Origin of the sequence: Candidatus Bandiella numerosa, assembly GCF_021811875.1 — a bacterium.
Taxonomy (GTDB): domain Bacteria; phylum Pseudomonadota; class Alphaproteobacteria; order Rickettsiales; family Midichloriaceae; genus Aquirickettsia; species Aquirickettsia numerosa_A.
The window spans coordinates 1-2105 of record NZ_JAJBJD010000170.1; the positions used below are offsets into that span (position 1 = coordinate 1).

A 2105-nucleotide genomic window follows, 5' to 3' on the forward strand; every position below is an offset into this window, starting at 1 on the left:
TACTCTTCTCTATACGTTCTTCTGCTTCTCTTACTAAAAATGACATTTTGCCTCCTCTTTCGTATGTACTTATCTTTTCATTCTATCATATATGTTTCTTTCTGCCTATTATGCAATGGTCTTTCAACGATGACAAAATTTGACTTTAATTGATTTTATGATACGCTTAGCAACTATATAAAATTATAAAACTAATATATGACAACACAAATCAGTTTTGATCACCCAATACAAGTTTATAAAAGCCAATATACTCATGGTCTAAAATTAGCTTTAGTGCCTAAAGAAGGTGCAGGTGTGGAAATTATAGAGAATGGAACAATTGAGCCAATTATAGAATCTATCATAAGTAATATTGTGCAAAAAGGCTTTTTTTGCCTTGACCTAGGTACAAATTATGGTCATCTAGCCATTTCTATGGCCTTTTCTGCTGGAGAGTTTGGTGAAGTGCATGCATACGAGGCAAACCCTTTGATACACGAGTATGCAAAGCTTAGTGCTTGGTTAAATGGATTAGAGTCTCACTCTCTTTATTTTTATAACTTCGCGATATCAGATGTGTCAGGAAAAGAGATATTGTTTGATGGTGGCGCAAGTACTTATGTTGGCAAAGTTTTAACCAATGACGATATTGAGTATTATACTTATGGCGCAATTAACTTGTTCACCGCCATCAAAAGTATTTTTGCTTACTTTGGCGTCATTTCTTATCAGTCTTATACCATGTCAGTAGACGATATAATGTCTAATCATGCAAATAAAACTTTAAATTTTCTTAGGGCAGATATTGAAGGTTCAGAGTGCAGAATGCTTCAAGGCGCTGTAAAGAGCATTCCCCAATTTCCGGATATTATCATTTTTATGGAATGGGAGCCAACATCTATAAAAAAACTCTCTACTGAGCAAGATATTTCTTTTTGCGTACAATTTTTAAAAAACGAGGACTTTAAACTCCTTCAACTTGATGTTAACTATGCAGATCTTGATCTGAAATTAACTAATGAAACTCTAAAATTAATAGATATCGAACATTTATTAAATAAAGGAGACAAAGGCGAGTACATTTTACTGCGAGATCTTAACGTTGTGGACTCAATTTTGTCTATTTGCAGTAATTGTAGAGATCATGATGTATTGAGTTTTGATAATAATACAAATATCCAGGATAGCTTTGGATTTTCCTCTTTCAATTTATCCCAAGAAATAACTTTTACAGAAACAGGGGATTTATAAAGAGCATAAACGAACGATTTGTAATATTGAATCTAAGTCAATGTGGATCGGCATGCTTTAGAAGTAAAGGTTAAGTCCCTTATCGCTGATGTAAAGCGGTCTATAAATTCAGGCAAGGCTAACTTCGTGAGGAGTTAGCTTTGAAGGGCGATGTCAAGTTAGATAGTCTCATCATGAGATTTTAAGCCAAAGAGATAAACATCTAATCTGAATTGCGGCAAGAAAAGAAGCTGAATTTTTAGCATATCTGGTTGCAATTCCCCTACATCTTTTAAGATGAAGAAAGGTGTTTTCTACAATATGCCTTGTTTTATATAAATCTTTATCGTATTTTCTCTGGGTGATTCTGTTCTTTTTAGGAGGAATAACAACTCTCATGCCCAATTTTTGGGCATGGTCAATTATGTAATTAGCATCGCACCCTCTGTCGGCTAGTAAGTACTCAGCTTTCATCTCTTCAATAAGATTAACAGCCTGCTTGAAAAACGCTTTAGCAGCCCTTTTATCTCTTTTTGCTCTTAGCATAAAATCTATTGTATCTCCGTATTTATCAACTGCTCTATACAAATAGACCCATCTACCTTTAACCTTGATATAGGTCTCGCCCATTCTCCAGCTACCATTGACTGGCTTTTTTCTTTTTCTAAATCCTCCTTCAAGTATTGGCATAAACTTTATCACCCATCTTTGCAGAGTAGCGTGATCTATGTTCAGACCCCTTAATCCACCTATTTCTTCTATCTCTTTATAAAGGCCGTTGCATAAATGCAAAGCAAGGAAGATATGCAATAAATGGATTTAAAAAATTAGATTCATATAAAGAAGAACGATAAGTTTGGTATAAAAGCTGATAGAATAATAGGAATTCAAGA

2 protein-coding genes are annotated in these 2105 nt (G+C 34.2%); one reads left to right on the top strand and one right to left on the bottom strand.

From position 1 onward, the window contains the following. Nucleotides 1-198: 198 nt before the first annotated feature. Nucleotides 199-1233, top strand: coding sequence for an FkbM family methyltransferase (locus L8D11_RS05065; RefSeq protein WP_236870583.1), 1035 nt, complete (start codon nt 199-201; stop codon nt 1231-1233). 171 nt (nt 1234-1404) lie between these two features. Here the strand turns inward: L8D11_RS05065 and L8D11_RS05070 are convergent, their stop codons facing one another. Then, on the bottom strand, nt 1405-1902 hold the full coding sequence (locus L8D11_RS05070; protein ID WP_410519507.1) for a DDE-type integrase/transposase/recombinase: 498 nt from the start codon (nt 1900-1902) through the stop codon (nt 1405-1407). Nucleotides 1903-2105: the final 203 nt, after the last annotated feature.

Excerpts from the sequence above, each read along its gene's own strand:
- L8D11_RS05065 (WP_236870583.1), top strand. The coding sequence starts at position 199 with ATGACAACACAAATCAGTTTTGATCACCCAATACAAGTTTATAAAAGC.
- L8D11_RS05070 (WP_410519507.1), bottom strand. The coding sequence starts at position 1,902 with ATGCCAATACTTGAAGGAGGATTTAGAAAAAGAAAAAAGCCAGTCAAT.